Annotated in this window: 13 protein-coding genes and 1 tRNA gene; 5 read left to right on the plus strand and 9 right to left on the minus strand. The window is 37.9% G+C overall.

The genetic code is table 11. The features are described 5' to 3' along the window. The first annotated feature begins 33 nt into the window (after positions 1-33). From HMPREF9145_RS11240 to HMPREF9145_RS11250, 3 genes are read left to right on the plus strand one after another with little or no spacing between them, the layout of a single operon-like run. A complete protein-coding gene (locus HMPREF9145_RS11240) occupies positions 34-921 on the plus strand; it encodes a hypothetical protein (protein ID WP_021826435.1) in 888 nt (295 codons plus the stop codon). Beyond that, positions 894-1,379, plus strand: coding sequence for a hypothetical protein (locus HMPREF9145_RS11245; RefSeq protein WP_021826568.1), 486 nt, complete (start codon positions 894-896; stop codon positions 1,377-1,379). Before HMPREF9145_RS11240 ends, HMPREF9145_RS11245 begins: the two co-directional genes overlap by 28 nt. A gap of 36 nt (positions 1,380-1,415) precedes the next feature. Next, on the plus strand, positions 1,416-1,682 hold the full coding sequence (locus HMPREF9145_RS11250; protein WP_021826466.1) for a PqqD family protein: 267 nt from the start codon (positions 1,416-1,418) through the stop codon (positions 1,680-1,682). Between the two features lie 76 nt (positions 1,683-1,758). Here HMPREF9145_RS11250 and glyA read toward each other — a convergent pair whose 3' ends face one another. From glyA to HMPREF9145_RS11285, 6 genes are all read right to left on the minus strand, one after another. After that, the gene (glyA, locus tag HMPREF9145_RS11255; protein ID WP_021826465.1) at positions 1,759-3,039 is read right to left on the minus strand and encodes a serine hydroxymethyltransferase; all 1,281 of its coding nucleotides are present in this window, start codon (positions 3,037-3,039) and stop codon (positions 1,759-1,761) included. An 82-nt stretch (positions 3,040-3,121) separates the two neighbouring features. Then, the gene (gene pyrI, locus HMPREF9145_RS11260) at positions 3,122-3,577 is read right to left on the minus strand and encodes an aspartate carbamoyltransferase regulatory subunit (RefSeq protein WP_021826455.1); all 456 of its coding nucleotides are present in this window, start codon (positions 3,575-3,577) and stop codon (positions 3,122-3,124) included. A 4-nt stretch (positions 3,578-3,581) separates the two neighbouring features. Continuing rightward, the gene (pyrB, locus tag HMPREF9145_RS11265; protein ID WP_021826549.1) at positions 3,582-4,538 is read right to left on the minus strand and encodes an aspartate carbamoyltransferase; all 957 of its coding nucleotides are present in this window, start codon (positions 4,536-4,538) and stop codon (positions 3,582-3,584) included. A gap of 747 nt (positions 4,539-5,285) precedes the next feature. After that, positions 5,286-7,589 (minus strand): bifunctional dihydroorotate dehydrogenase B NAD binding subunit/NADPH-dependent glutamate synthase, encoded by a 2,304-nt coding sequence (locus HMPREF9145_RS11275; RefSeq protein ID WP_021826564.1) that lies wholly within the window; start codon positions 7,587-7,589, stop codon positions 5,286-5,288. Between the two features lie 98 nt (positions 7,590-7,687). Continuing rightward, entirely contained in the window at positions 7,688-8,980 is a 1,293-nt protein-coding gene (gene serS, locus HMPREF9145_RS11280) for a serine--tRNA ligase (protein ID WP_021826537.1), read from the minus strand. Positions 8,981-9,200: 220 nt separating this feature from the next. After that, positions 9,201-9,974: a gliding motility protein GldB-related protein gene (locus tag HMPREF9145_RS11285; protein WP_458693789.1), complete on the minus strand. Its 774-nt coding sequence runs from the start codon at positions 9,972-9,974 to the stop codon at positions 9,201-9,203. A gap of 243 nt (positions 9,975-10,217) precedes the next feature. Between HMPREF9145_RS11285 and HMPREF9145_RS11290 the strand changes: the two genes are divergently transcribed. Then, positions 10,218-11,405, plus strand: coding sequence for a DUF4861 domain-containing protein (locus tag HMPREF9145_RS11290; RefSeq protein ID WP_021826511.1), 1,188 nt, complete (start codon positions 10,218-10,220; stop codon positions 11,403-11,405). On the opposite strand, the gene HMPREF9145_RS11295 is transcribed toward HMPREF9145_RS11290, so the two are convergent. From HMPREF9145_RS11295 to HMPREF9145_RS11305, 3 genes are read right to left on the minus strand one after another with little or no spacing between them, the layout of a single operon-like run. Next, positions 11,386-12,414 (minus strand): glycosyltransferase family 2 protein, encoded by a 1,029-nt coding sequence (locus HMPREF9145_RS11295; protein ID WP_021826458.1) that lies wholly within the window; start codon positions 12,412-12,414, stop codon positions 11,386-11,388. The two genes, HMPREF9145_RS11290 and HMPREF9145_RS11295, sit on opposite strands and share 20 nt — an antisense overlap. Positions 12,415-12,424: 10 nt before the next feature. Beyond that, positions 12,425-13,765, minus strand: coding sequence for a tRNA (N(6)-L-threonylcarbamoyladenosine(37)-C(2))-methylthiotransferase MtaB (gene mtaB / locus HMPREF9145_RS11300; protein WP_021826432.1), 1,341 nt, complete (start codon positions 13,763-13,765; stop codon positions 12,425-12,427). Positions 13,766-13,789: 24 nt separating this feature from the next. After that, the gene (locus HMPREF9145_RS11305; RefSeq protein ID WP_021826477.1) at positions 13,790-14,650 is read right to left on the minus strand and encodes a GYF domain-containing protein; all 861 of its coding nucleotides are present in this window, start codon (positions 14,648-14,650) and stop codon (positions 13,790-13,792) included. A gap of 107 nt (positions 14,651-14,757) precedes the next feature. On the opposite strand from HMPREF9145_RS11305, the gene HMPREF9145_RS11310 reads away from it, so the two are divergent. Continuing rightward, positions 14,758-14,835, plus strand: a tRNA-Arg gene (locus tag HMPREF9145_RS11310). Positions 14,836-15,215 lie beyond the last annotated feature (380 nt).

The following is a 15,215-nucleotide window of genomic DNA, read 5'->3' on the forward strand; positions in this document are numbered from 1 at the left end:
TAAATTAATCTTTGACATCAGGTATTTCAGGCTATGAGTTATTATTTTGAAATTGCGGAGCATTTTATAAAGATTGAATATCACGATGAGAACATCTCACTTTTCAATCTTCTTCCTGCATTTCGGCCCTTTGTTTGTGATGCCGTAGAAGATAATAGACTTCTTTTTAGCTTGTGCGTGAATCCTGATTTAAGAGCTGTTGATAAGGAAAAGCGTCACCATATCCGCACATTCGATACAGGAAATGGGGATACTATTGTTGACAAATTACCTGATGGAGGTTATCAGTATGTGATCAAAGACATCAATAAAAAGTCATGTGCGTTAGTCATTACTGATAAGGCATTTCGCAATTGCAGTTGTGCTTTGAATGGAAATGTAAATATGCAGAGCTTTGGATTAAACAATGCATTGATGTTGATAATGGCGTTTGCTGGTAGTAATTGTCAAACCGTATTGATACATGCTTCACTTGTGCGCGAAAAAGATTATGGTTACGCATTCATTGCAAAGAGTGGAACTGGTAAAAGCACACAGGTGAGCCTTTGGTTGCGTTATATTGAGGGTTGTGATCTAATGAATGATGATAACCCTATCATAAGAATGATTGATGGAGTATCTTATATTTATGGAAGTCCATGGAGTGGAAAGACACCATGCTATCGCAAGGTGAAAGCTCGTTTGGGTGCTATCACCCGCATAGCTCGTGCTTCAGAGAATAGCATTGAACGTCTCCCTGTCGTAGCTTCCTTTGCTTCAGTCCTTCCTTCGTGCTCTTCCATGAGATGGGATAATGATATTTCTGATTCAATCTGTAATATTGTCGGTGAGATTATAGCATCGACTCCTGTATTTACGCTCCATTGTAAACCTAATCAAGAGGCTGCATTGTTATGTCATCAAACAATATCCATAAAGTAAGAAAGCTTTTTGCAAATAGTGTTTTGATTCCTGAAGTTATAAAAATGCTTGAGGAGGGACATTCGGTTACATTGCCATTACGTGGTTTTAGTATGCGTCCATTCTTAGAAGATGAACGGGATATGGCGTTGTTGACAAAGCCTGGTAAGGTTAAGATAGGTGACCCTGTCTTGGCAGAGATACGTCCAGGTGCTTATGTCTTGCATCGGATTGTTGCAATTCAGAATGATGATGTCACATTACGTGGTGATGGTAATTTAGGATATGAGTATTGTACACTTTCTGATGTCAAAGCATCTGTAATAGGTTTCTATAGGAAAGGTCGTCACAAACTTGAACGAATAGAGGGATGGAAGTGGAGAACTTATTCTCATATTTGGCTTGCATTGTCCCCACTCAGACGCTATCTTCTTGGATTTTATAGAAGCGTTTGGGTTCGGTTTTTGGGGCCAATGTAATGATAGATTATTAATTTTATTGAGTATTGACTAATTATGAAAGCAAAACAAGGATTTAAACTTCGGAACATTTGCGGTGAATATATTATCGTTGCAGAAGGCGAATCGAATATCGATTTCAGTAACATTATCAGCATGAATGAAACTTCTGCTTATCTATGGGAGAATATTCAAGGTAAAGAATTCACGTGTGATGATTTAGTAAAGTTATTGACCGAAGAATATGAAGTGGATGAGAACACGGCACGAAAAGATGTTGATGTGCTTGTTGGTACATGGAAGGATGCCGGTATTATAGATTGATTTGAAACTATAATAAGATAAAAGGAACCCAAAAGTAGGAATACTTTTGGGTTTCTTTTATCTGTTCAAACAAGGTTTAGTATGCAAAAAGTGGGTAATCTTTCATTGTTTCATTCACCTTTTCTCTTACTCGTTTAATCACTTGTTCATCCTCAGGGTGATTTAATACCTCTTCAATCAACTCTGCAATTAGATGCATCATATCTTCTTTTGCACCGCGAGTTGTCATTGCTGCCGTACCAAGTCGGATGCCTGATGTCTGGAAAGCACTGCGCGAATCAAATGGAACCATATTCTTATTGACTGTAATATCAGCCGCAACTAAAGCATTCTCTGCAACCTTTCCTGTCAGATCAGGGTATTTAGAACGGAGATCGACCAGCATCGAATGGTTATCAGTTCCCCCACTTACAATGCTGAAATTTCGTTGTATTAAGTCATTGGCCAAGGTTGCAGCATTCTTTTTCACTTGTAAAGCATATTCTTTCCATGAAGCCTGAAGGTTTTCTTCAAAGCCAACAGCCTTTGCTGCTATCACGTGTTCTAACGGACCTCCTTGCGTGCCAGGGAAGACGGCAGAATTGAGTAGGGTGCTCATTTTTTTAATCTCACCCTTCTTGGTTGTAAGCTTCCATGGGTTATCAAAGTCTTTTCCCATTAAGATGATTCCACCTCGTGGTCCTCTAAGAGTTTTATGCGTAGTGCTGGTGACGATATGTGCATATTTCAAAGGATTATCGAGCAAGCCAGCTGCAATCAATCCCGCTGGATGCGCCATGTCTATCATGAGTAAGGCTCCTATTTCATCAGCGATTTTTCGCATACGAGCATAATCCCATTCACGACTATAAGCCGAGCCACCGCCGATGATTAATTTGGATTTATGCTTGAGAGCGAGTTCTTCCATCTCATCATAATCAACCCGTCCTGTCTCTTTATTAAGATTATATCCAATGGGATGATATAACAAACCAGATGTGTTGACATGACTGCCATGTGAAAGATGCCCACCATGATCAAGATTCAGTCCCAAGAAAGTATCGCCTGGTTTCAAAACAGCCAATAGAACTGCAGCATTTGCCTGTGCTCCTGAATGGGGTTGAACATTCGCAAACTCTGCTCCAAAAAGTTTCTTCACTCTTTCGCAGGCAAGATCTTCTATTAAGTCAACCACCTGGCAGCCGCCATAATAACGCTTTCCAGGCAAGCCTTCTGCATATTTGTTTGTTAAACATGACCCCATGGCAGCCATGACTTCATCACTTACGAAGTTTTCTGATGCAATAAGCTCTATTCCTTTCTGCTGGCGTTGATGCTCTTTTGCAATTAAATCAAAGAGTTGCTGGTCTTTCTTCATTGTGGATTATATTTTAATGGACAATAATATATTCTGTTTATTTAAGCTAACTATGACTGCAGCCGTATCATTCCAAGATACATTAACAATGTTTGATGTTGTTGATATCTTGTTCTTTATCGCAATATCTACATTTGAGGATTCCTTGTGCCTTGTCAATTACATTGAAAACCGTTTGCATCGGTTCGTTATTTGTAATACATTTGGGGTTGTTACATTTTACGATTCCTCGAAGCTCTTCTGGCAATTCAACAGTTTTTTTCTCGGCTACCTCATAATCTTTAATGATATTAAGCACGATTTTGGGGGCAACAACACTCAATCGACTGATTTCCTCTTGAGAAAAAAAGCGATTTGTTATCTTGATAATTCCTTTCTTTCCTATCTTCTTTGATGGGAGATTATAACCAATCGTAACAGGAGCTAAAGAGTTTTTTAGGCCTAACAAATCAACAACCTCATAGGTTTTCTCTGCAGGAATGTGGTCAATAACCGTTCCTTTTTCAATTGCAGAGACTTGCATTTCCTTTTTTCCCATAATCTTAGAATTTAGATTTGATTATTGTGTTGTCGTTTTTAATATCTTCCAACGAGATTCCTAAGCAGTGACAGAAGATCGCTTCGCGTGCATAAAGTCCATTGCGCGCTTGTTGTATATAATATGCATGTGGGTCATCGTCCACATCATAAGCAATTTCGTTAACTCTCGGAAGTGGATGCAATATGCGCATATTCGCTTTGGCATGCTTCAGCATTTCTGCTTTTAGAATATAGACATTCTTGACATGTTCGTATTCCATTAAGTCTGAAAATCTTTCTTTCTGAACGCGAGTCATATATAATATGTCTGCTTCGGCAATGATTTCATCCGTAAATTCAGTATGTTCTTCATACTTGATTCCATTCTCCTTGCAATAGAGTTTATATTCTTGCGGCATGGCAAGTTCCTTTGGTGCAATGAAATGGAAGGTTGGATTGAAATGGCGCATGGCCATAATCAGCGAGTGAACTGTACGACCATATTTAAGATCGCCCACCAGATAGATATTCAAATTGTCTAAAGTGCCTTGTGTTTGATAGATGGTGTAGAGATCAAGCAAACATTGTGAGGGATGCATGTGTGCACCATCTCCCGCATTGACAATTGGAACGGGGGCAACTTCAGACGCATATTGTGCAGCTCCTTCAATGTAGTGCCTCATGACGATGATGTCTGCATAGTTGCTCACCATAAGGATGGTGTCTTTAAGTGTTTCTCCTTTTGAAACACTCGAAGCTTTTGCATCGCTAAAGCCAATCACTCTTGCACCGAGTCGGTTTGCTGCTGTTTCAAAACTAAGTCTTGTTCGAGTCGATGGTTCATAAAAAAGAGTGGCAATAACCTTTCCCTTTAATAATTCTCTGTCTGGATGTTGCTCGAACTCATGCGCCATTTGAATAAGATACATTAAATCATCCTTATTCAAATCGGCTATTGTTACAAAGTTATGCTTTTCCATCTGTAAAATTATTGATTTTCAGAATTCACCCTCAAAGTTAAACAATATTTCTGATTTTACTATTTGATTTGAAAGAAAAAATATGTTTTTCTCATTAATCTCGTCAACAAAGGATTGAAAACCTCTTTTATTGTTAGAAATTGACTTTCTAAAGCCTAAAAAAAGAGGATTTCTATTCTTCTGCACGCGACAGAAACACCAAATGAAACTTTTTCGCGCTTCTGCACACGACAGAAACACCAAATGAAACTTTTTCATGCTTCTGCACACGACAGAAACACCAAATGAAACTTTTTCATGCTTCTGCACACGACAGAAACACCAAATGAAACTTTTTCACGCTTCTGCACACGACAGAAACACCAAATGAAACTTTTTCATGCTTCTGCACACGACAGAAAAACAAAAGAAAGTGCAAAATCACTTGCAATGTAACGATGTTATATCTATTTTTGCAAAATAAACGATAGTAATAACCGATAAAGGAAGATACGATTGAGAAGTCCCAAAAGATGAACGCTAAACAAAAGTTACCAAATAACTATCAAGGCTCCTCATCTAACTGATATGGTTTTAATCGTGTTGATCAGATGAGGAGCCTTTCTTCCGAGCCAAAATTACATAATCTCAACACGTCTTCCAGATTTTATAGCTAATCTTTACACTCTCTGCTTTTAATAAAGAAGTTGGTTGAATACTGATTTATTAATTTGAAATGTTCTTTTCTATTCGTCAGGCAGTGTAAATTCATGCTTCTGTGAGCTGTTTACTCATATTCATTGCTGCGCGTCGGCCGTCTCCCATAGCCAAGATAACAGTCGCACCACCACGAACAATGTCTCCTCCTGCATAGATTTCTTTACGGCTGGATTGCATCTGATCGTTTACTGCGATAGTATTCTTGTGCCCAAGAGTCAGTCCTTCGATGCTTTTAGGCACTAAAGGATTTGGAGAAACTCCAACAGCAACGATGACTTGGTCACATTCTATCGTAATTGTTTCGCCTGTAGTTTCAGGTCGTCTTCGGCCACTTTGGTCTGGTTCGCCTAACTGCATGACATCAAGCACAGCAGCCTTAACAGCTCCGTTCTCATCCGTTAGATATTCTTTTGGATTGTGCAAGGTCAGGAATTTAATACCTTCTTCTTTTGCATGCTTCACCTCTTCTATTCGTGCTGGCATTTCTGCCTCACTACGACGATAAACCAAGGTGACATCAGCGCCTAACCTCTTTGCAGTGCGGCAAGAGTCCATTGCTGTGTTTCCGCCTCCTACAACAAGCACTTTTTTCCCTAAATTAATGGGAGTATCTGTGCTTGGATTGGCAGCATCCATGAGATTCACACGTGTGAGATATTCGTTACTCGACATGATATTGAGTGCATTCTCTCCAGGAATGTCCATGAAATTTGGCAGACCAGCACCCGAGCCTACAAAGATGCCTTGAAAGCCTTCAGCCTTTAGTTCGTCGATGCTAATGGTTTTACCGATGATGACATCCGTTTGGAAGTGTACACCTAGCTTTCGAAGATTATCAATCTCAGCCTCTACAATTCTGTTGGGGAGCCTAAATTCAGGGATTCCATATTTTAATACCCCACCAATCTCATGCAAAGCCTCAAACACATAAACTTCAAAACCATTTTTAATCATGTCGCCGGCAAAACTAAGTCCAGAAGGTCCAGAACCTACCACAGCTACCTTGATTCCATTCTTTGGTGCAAGTTCGGGCAAGACTGTTTGGCCACTTTCACGTTCAAAGTCAGCTGCAAAGCGCTCTAAATAACCAATCGCGACAGGTTCGCTTTTCATTTTGTGATGAATACAGCGACTTTCGCATTGTTTTTCTTGAGGACAAACTCGGCCACAAACAGCGGGTAGGGCAGAGGTTTGTTTGAGTACACGTGCTGCTTCTAAGAAATTACCTTTCTCTATCTGCTTGATAAAGCCCGGAATGTTTATATTAACGGGACATCCTTCCACGCATGTTGGCTTCTTGCAGTCAAGACATCGTTGTGCTTCGCGAATAGCCATTTCGGCAGTAAGGCCCTGATTGACCTCTTCTAAACGAGTCGTTGCACGATAAATAGGGTCAAGTTCAGGCATGCTAACGCGTGGAATCTTAATGCGATCTTTAGCTTTTAAGTCTACAACTTGTGCCTCTTGATAATGTTGTTGGATAGGATTTACCGATTGATTCTTAGCAGTTGGCGCAACTTCATCTTTGCATACATGTGCCTGAAATTGTGACATGTCTTCTTGTTCCACAGCTTTAAACGTGCTCATGCGCTTAAACATCTCGTCCCAATCAACTTCAGCACCATTGAATTCCGGTCCATCAATACATACAAACTTTGTTTTACCACCGATAGTTAAGCGGCAGGCGCCACACATACCAGTACCATCTACCATGATAGTATTGAGTGAGACGTCAGTGGGAATGTTATATTTTTGCGTAAGAAGACAACAAAACTTCATCATGATGGGAGGTCCGATGGCAAATACTTTATCAATGTGTTCCTGTTGAATGAACTTCTCAATGCCAATTGTAACCACTCCTTTTTCTCCATAACTGCCATCATCAGTCATGATGATTAGTTTGTCACTTGAAGCTTTTACTTCGTCTTCGAGGATGACAAGTTCTTTGTTTCGTCCTGCGATTACAGCCAATACACGATTGCCTGCATCCTTCAATGCACGCATGATTGGTAGCATTGGGGCTACGCCTACACCACCTCCAGCACAGATAACCGTACCATAATTTTCAATGTGAGTAGGGTTTCCAAGCGGTCCAACCACATCTGCAATGAAGTCACCTTCATTGAGATTACAAAACTTTGTCGATGATAGACCAACCTTTTGTACGACAAGTTTAATTGTTCCTCGAACCTTGTCAGAATCTGCAATAGTAAGCGGCATGCGCTCACCATTTTTATCAACTCTTACGATGACAAAGTTTCCGGCCCGTCGACTCCGTGCAATCAAAGGAGCCTCAATATCGAAACAAAATACTTTTTCTGAATACTGTTGTTTTGAAATAATTTTGTTCATGGAAATTAGATAATGTTTTTGTATGTTGAAATAATAATTAAAACGAAAACATCAGTATTGACAAATCATTCAATCGGTCAATACTGATGTTATATATATTAATCGTTTTTATCATCAAGATATTCAAATCCACAATAGGGAACAAGTACTTTCGGTACCCGGATACCTTGAGGAGTTTGGTTGTTCTCTAAGATAGTCGCAACAATGCGAGGTAATGCTAATGCAGAACCATTAAGCGTGTGGCAGAGTTCAATCTTCTTGTCTTCAGAGTGGCGATAGCGACAATGCAAACGATTCGCCTGATAGCTTTCAAAGTTTGAAACAGAAGAAACCTCTAACCAGCGGTGTTGTGCAGCTGAGTAGGTTTCAAAGTCAACACAAATGCTTGAAGTAAAACTCATGTCTCCACCGCATAAAAGCAACAAGTGATAAGGTAATTCAAGTTTCTTCAATAGTCCTTCAACATGATCAAGCATTTCGTGCCATGACTGATAAGAGTGTTCCGGTGTATCAATGCGAACGATTTCAACCTTGTCAAATTGGTGCAGACGATTCAAACCACGCACATCCTTACCATAGCTACCTGCTTCACGGCGGAAACAAGCAGAGTAAGCACAACGCTTGATTGGTAAGTCCTTTTCATCAAGTATCTCGTCACGGAATATATTTGTGACAGGAACTTCAGCCGTAGGAATAAGGAAAAGGTTGTCTAAGTTGGCATGATACATTTGTCCTTCTTTGTCTGGGAGCTGTCCTGTTCCTAAGCCTGAAGCTTCATTAACCACATAAGGAGGTTGTATTTCTAAATAGCCAGATTTGCGTGCTTCATCTAAAAAGAATGCCTCAAGTGCGCGTTGAAAGCGGGCCATTTTACCAATATAAACGGGGAATCCAGCACCTGTTATTTTCACACCTAAATCGAAATCAACAAGATTATATTTCTTAAGCAAATCCCAATGACAAAGTGCTTCATCGCCGAGTTGTGGCATATTGGTTAAATCTTCTTTGATAACAACATTGCTGCTTGCGTCTTTTCCTTCAGGAACATCTTTGTTTGGGATGTTTGGGATGTCAAGAAGGACATGAGTCATATCAGCCTGTGCCTTATCCATTATCTCTTGAAGTGCTTTGTCAGCAGCCTTCAAGTCGGCAACAGTAGTTTTGATATTTTCAGCCTCTTCCTTTTTCCCTTCTTTCATCAGGCTGCCAATTTGCTTTGCTAATTGGTTCTGTTGTTGCTTATTGGAGTCAAGCTTCTGCTGGGCTTCACGACGTATTTTGTCATATTCTAAAACTTTTTCAACAGCCTCGCGAGCACCTTCAAAGTGCTTCTTTTCCAGGCCTTTAATCACACGTTCAGTTTCTTCACTGATGAGTTTAAGTGTAAGCATAGCTTGTCTTTTAATTTTTTATTTTGTTATTTGCGCAAAGTTACTAATTTTTTTCTTTGTGACAAAAAATAAGTTTCTAACATTATGTTGCTTGATAAAGAAACTTTAATGAATCTTTATTCTACAAATAGCATAGATTACGAAATAGGAATACTTTTGAATTTAATGTTGTTGGGACTTCGTAAAGAGTACCCAGCTCGTGGAATACAATATTAACGTATTAAAGTTTTAGTAAATTAGTAAGTTTAACCTCTTTATGTGCATTCATATATTTTTCAACCTGATTGATATATTGGGAAGAAAAAGCTTTGTATCCAACCAATTCGTTTGTAACATACATTACACGTGCCATATGAATATCCTTTTCATATTGAGTCTTTTTATCGAAGTTTTTAGAAGGATATAAGCTTAACAAATAGAAATTTAAGCAATCAGGAACGATATATTCCCTCGTCATTGTCTTGCGTTGAGCTTTTGAATAGAATTTAATATAAGCCGGATAATCTTCTCCCAAATATTTATCAAGAGAAATACCTATGATGGTGTCACCAACAATAATACTTTGATCAAAAGCACCGATTTGCGTATAAATTTTTGGAACAATAAAACCTGGAAGCGTTTTTTTTGCTTTATTAAAAGCATTGGTAAATGATTTATTTATGTCTTCCATGTTGGCATATTGAGTTTCTGCAGCAGAGATAACGCTTTGTAATAAGGTGTCTTGATAGAAGTTTAGGAATCTACTATTAATATCTGGCTCATAAACAGCACCAAGTTTAAGCACATTTTCAATTAATGTTCGAGTCTCTATGGCATACTCTGTGTTCATTTCTTGCAGAGCAGAGAAATCACCTGTTGTAAGATAACGACTTTGCAGACGATCATAACGCACAACTTCTATTTTGCTCTGTGCATTATCGTTGGGCTTTAGCTTGATTTCACAAGCTATACAAAGCATCATTACTGCAAATAATATATAGTATATCTTTTTCAAAAGTTTTGGTGATTTTTGTTTTCAAAGCAAAAATACTAATTTTTATTTTCAAGAGCAAATGTTTTGCTAAAAAACTTAAAATTAAGGATGTAAAAAGTTAGTTTTAAGCTAAAATTCATAAAAAGGAATACTTATCAATAAAAAAATATTTATTTTTGTTACATGATTAGTTTAGCCTTTGTTCCCTCAAATAAAAGATTATTATTATTCATTGTTCTAAACTTATTTATAAGTTTGGAGAGTATGAGTAAACCATCTATTGATACATTGACAGTGTTGGTCACATGTCCAAAGCTTGATTATGATGGTGATTATCCTGTAATTGTTTCGCTGAAGGACTATCCTTCAGTAACAAGGAGCATTGTTTATTCTGATAATACAGAGCTTCCTTCGCAACTTGATGATCTTGATGAGGATGGCATAAATGATGAATTGTGTTTCTTTGCCAATGTTAAGAAGAAACAAAAATATTCATTTCAAGTAATTTTGGAAAAGGATGGTGAACCAAAAATATATTCACCACATACATATGCCGAGTTATTACTTAAGAATCCTAAGATTAAAGAGAAGAATAAACAAGATTTATTTATTCAGCAGATTGTTGTTGGAAAAGATTTAGATGATAGTTTCCATTTACTGCATCATCATGGAGTTGCTTTTGAAAACAAATTGATTGCATTAAGAATATATTTTGATAAGCGCCAGACTCTTGATTTATATGGAAAGAAACGGAAAGGTCTTGAAATTAAAGATACACAATTTTATCCAAATAAACAGCAACTATTGGACGGGTATGGAGATGATATTCTTTGGGCTGGCAATGCTTTAGGATTAGGTGCTTTGCGTGGATGGGTAGAATGTAAAGAACAATTGTTAGATGATGTTGAATATCGTGGTCAGCGTATTGTATGTCAAGGTCCGATACGAACAATTGTTGAAGTAACGGATAAAGGATGGCTTTGGAAGAAAGGAGAGAACAGAATCAGTCTTAAGGAACGTTTTACATTATATGCGGGATGTAGAGATGTTGTTTTTGAGGCGTGGTTAAATCCTTTGAATGATAGTATTCGTTTTTTTACTGGTTTACAACACCTCTTGAATGGAAAGGAATACTCTGATCATGAAGGATTACGAGGCAATTGGGGGAAAAGTTGTAATCCAACAGATTCGATTATGGCTCATGCTCAAACGTTAGGAATGGGGATATTTGTTCCTGATGAATATTTGTGTCAAGAGATGCCTTGTGATAGTTTGAATGACGCTTTTATTATAGCACCTCAGAATGGATATTTGAGATATTATCTTACTTATTCCAGTGATAAGGAGTCTTATGGCTTCCACCAGGCTCAGAGTTGGTTTTCATATTTAAGAAGATGGAAAGAACTTTTAGCTCATCCAATCCGCGTTGATGTTATTTGCAAAAATCCATGATGGTATTGTATGTTCTACGACCATGAATGTAGAATTGGGAGAGGATAGAGAAGTTTTTTCGTTCGTTAATTTGTTTGTTAACTCTTTGCTGTTGTATAGACTTTCTATCTTCATCAAAGTCATATCGCCATTTCTTAAAAGCTTTTCGGGCTTTATAGATTGCCTTGAAATCATCGATATTCCTGTTGAAGATAAGAGTTTGCCACGCAGCAAGATAATCAAGAAAGTAGCGGACTCGCATAACTTGTTTAAGCTCTTTATCTGGTAGATTCTTATAGAGCATAGTGAGATTGTTGCGGAAGTTTAGAAAAGTTTTCATTGGATTTTTCTTTGGTAAAGTGCCTCCACCTACATGATATACTTTACTATAAGGAATGCATACGATTCTTTTTCCTTTAAGCCTAAGTCTCCAACATAGATCAATTTCTTCATTATGTGCAAAGAATCGTCCGTCAAAGGCTCCTGCATCCCAAAAGTCTTTTGATCGGATAAATAAACAAGCGCCTGTAGCCCACATAATATCAATGATAGAATCGTATTGACCATTATCTTCTTCTATAACATCAAAGATTCTTCCACGACAGAAAGGATATCCAAATTTATCCACAAAGCCTCCTGCTGCACCTGCATATTCAAACTCATTAGGATGATGAATTGATAGTAGTTTGGGTTGGCAAGCTGCAATATCAGGATGTTTGTCCATATAATCTATAAGTGGAACAAGCCAATTGTCAGTCACCCTAACATCTGAATTTAATAAAAGAAAGTATTCTGCTTCAATTTCTTTTAATGCTTGATTATAACCTTCCGCAAAACCGAAGTTCTTGTTCAATGCAATGATTTTTATTTCAGGGAATTTGCTTTCCAATAATTTTATGGAATCATCTGTTGAGGCATTATCTGCAACAAATATATCTGCATAGTTAGAAGAGTACTTGATTACACTTGGCAGATATTGTTCTAACATCTTTTTCCCATTCCAATTTAAAATCACTATTGCAAGTTTCATGCTTACATGTCTAAATAAGTTCTACTTTAAGAGCGGATTTGTCGTGATTGAAGTCGCCCAACTTAACGCGTATAAGTTCGTTGTCATACCCTTCTTTTGCAAGTGATGCTGGAAGTTCAACACGGATATAGTTGTCTGTAAACCCATGCATAGCTTTACCGCGTGGTGCCTTTTCAAACAAAATTTCTCGTTCTGAGCCAATAAACTTCTGATAAAAGAGCTGGGTCTTTTTATCGCTTAATTCTAACAAGCGTTTTGAACGTAGTTTCTTATCTTTCTCATTTACAACGTAAGGAATTGCTAATGCAGAAGTTCCTGGACGTTCGCTATAAGGAAAAACATGCAATTGTGTGATGGGAAGTTGTTCTAAGAAATTATAACATTCTTCGAAGTATTCAGGTTTTTCACCTCTACTACCAACCATTACATCTACACCAATAAAGGCATCAGGCATCAATTCTTTAATAAGTTTTATTTTATGCGCAAACAAAGCTGTATCGTAACGCCTGTGCATCAGTTTCAAAACGGTATCACTTCCACTTTGCAATGGAATGTGGAAATGAGGCATGAAAGCCCGACTTTCTGCGCAAAAAGCAATCAACTCGTCATCGATTAAATCTGGTTCCAAACTACTGATGCGGAATCGTTTGATGCCTTCAACCTTGTCTAAGGCTTTTACTAAATCTATAAATCTTTCATGCGTGGTCTCTCCGAAATCACCTATGTTGACACCAGTCAAAACAATTTCTTTACCTCCCTCTGCTGCAGCTTCTTCGGCCTGCTTAATTAGCGATGAAATCGTAGGATTTCTTGAAAATCCACGCGCATAGGGAATAGTACAATAAGTGCAAAAATAGTTGCATCCATCTTGTACTTTCAGGAAATATCGAGTGCGATTACCCTTCGAGCATGAAGCTTGAAAAGTCTTGATGTCTTTTGTCTTTACAGAATGGAATTGATGAAGCGTTTCGCCTGTTTCCCTTTTTGTAAAGGCTTCGTTTAGATATTGAATGAGATTTGCTTTCTCGTTTGAGCCTAATACGAGGTCTACACCTGGAATCTTACTTACTTTCTCAGATTCAAGCTGGGCATAACAACCTGTCACAATAATGAATGCACCTGGGTTCTCACGTGCCATTCTGTGGATGGCCTGCCTGCATTTGTGGTCAGCCACTTCTGTGACGCTACACGTATTGATAAGACAAATATCAGCCTTTTCGCCCTTGTCTACAGTGACTACTCCCATATCAGATAACATCTTGCCAAAGGTAGATGTCTCTGAAAAATTGAGTTTACAACCCAGTGTGTAATATGTTGCTTTCTTACCTTGAAAAGCAGAACTGTCAATCATTCTTTTCCGATTATATGTGAAAGATTAAAGTCCTAAAGCCTTGATAATTTTGTCAATAACATTCTCTGCACTATCAGAAACCTCATCAAGTTTGCTGTCAAGCTCTTTGTTTAATTTATCCTCAACCTTTTTACTAACTTTATCTACGAGTTTTCCAGCTTCCTTGCTGACTGTTTTATCAATATTACTCTTTAAGCTATCAATATTATTGGTTGTTTGTTCATCATTGTTGGTTGAAGAAGCTTCATTCGTTGTCTTGCTATAGTCTTCATAACTCCTTACCACATCATCTGCGTTGAATGTGAATACATGGCCAAGAATACCATAAGAAACCTTGTGTTGCTCTCCATCAAAAGTAACATCTGTTGAAGAATAAATAAGATAATTGTGATAATTAAGAATCTGATCGAGTGTTACATCAACAGTTGTGCCAGCAAATAAGCGCATTAGCGTTTTAACTCCCATTGTGAGGAGGTCATCTTCGTCATTGTCCTTATCTGCCAATTTATTGATAGCCGTTGTAACTTCTGTTTTAATAGCCTCTTTATGATCTTGTTTGTTTGGGTTACTAGCTATCAGTATAATTAGAAATACAAATATCGTAGCGAGAATAAACCACCATGCTTTGTGATATTTCTTTTCATTTTGTGGCTTTTCCTCCTTTGTATTATTTTGTATTGCTTCGGGAACAGGTGGCGGAGTCTGTTGAGTGTTTATACGATTCTCTAAGGCTTGTCTTATCTCCTCAATTTGCCATGCAGGCGTCCAATCTTTTAGTCCCTCAGTCCAAACTAAAGTTTCAGCAGATATATTCTTTGTGTTGACAAGTTCTTCTGGTGAGAAAGGCCCTGCTTGTGCACCATTTTCAATAATAAAGTATTGCATTTTGTTATCTTTTTAATTCTAATATGTTTGCAAAGTTAGAAAAACTTTTCAAAAGATTTGCATATCTCAATAGAAAAGATTACTTTTGCACACGTTTTATATGTAGGGGTTCCGTAGCTCAGTTGGATTAGAGCAACAGCCTTCTAAGCTGTGGGTCTTGGGTTCGAATCCCAACGGAATCACCACTACAAGGAAAGAGAATTTTGGAAACAAAGTTCTCTTTCTTGTTTATAGATAGTTATCTTGTTGGTGCATATAGAGAAGTTTATTTGAGTGTTTGCATACGTGATTCTAAGAGCAAAAAGAGAATTTTCATGCTACATACAACGTATGTAACACCAAATGGAGGTTTTTCATGCTACATACAACGTATGTAACACCAAATGGAGGTTTTTCACGCTACATACAACGTATGTAACACCAAATGGAGGATTTTCATGCTACATACAACGTATGTAACACCAAATGGAGGATTTTCACGCTACATACAACGTATGTAACACCAAATGGAGGTTTTTCATGCTACATACAACGTATGTAACACCAAATGGAGATTTTTCATGCT

It is taken from the genome of Segatella salivae F0493, assembly GCF_000477535.1.
Taxonomy (GTDB): domain Bacteria; phylum Bacteroidota; class Bacteroidia; order Bacteroidales; family Bacteroidaceae; genus Prevotella; species Prevotella salivae.